The following is a 276-nucleotide window of genomic DNA, read 5'->3' as shown; positions in this document are numbered from 1 at the left end:
GGACGACAGCATCGGCTGCCTGATGGGCGTGGTCGCGGTCGACGCCAGCTATGGTCGCAGCGAGCTGATGGCGCCGATCCGCAGTTTCCTCGACGACTGGGCGCAAGCCTTCGCCCAGCTCTACCGCCCGGCCTTCGACGAGGCGCAGGCGCTGGAGCGCGGCCGGCAACTGGTGGCCGATTTCGAAGGCGCCATCCTGCTGGCGCGCATCTATGGCGAGCCGGGCTATATCGATGGCGTCACCCGGCGAGCGCTGGAGCAACTGGCGGGCTAGCC

1 protein-coding gene is annotated in these 276 nt (G+C 69.2%); it reads left to right on the top strand.

Annotated features, from left to right (window positions below):
* On the top strand, window positions 1-274 hold a 274-nt coding region (locus CKO35_RS17725), incomplete at its 5' end, for an LmrA/YxaF family transcription factor (protein WP_200177420.1).
* Window positions 275-276: the final 2 nt, after the last annotated feature.

The sequence above is a fragment of the Ectothiorhodospira shaposhnikovii genome, from assembly GCF_016584105.1.
Lineage (GTDB): Bacteria > Pseudomonadota > Gammaproteobacteria > Ectothiorhodospirales > Ectothiorhodospiraceae > Ectothiorhodospira > Ectothiorhodospira shaposhnikovii.
Note: the sequence above shows the minus strand (reverse complement) of the source record. Positions and strands in the feature narration are given on the sequence as shown.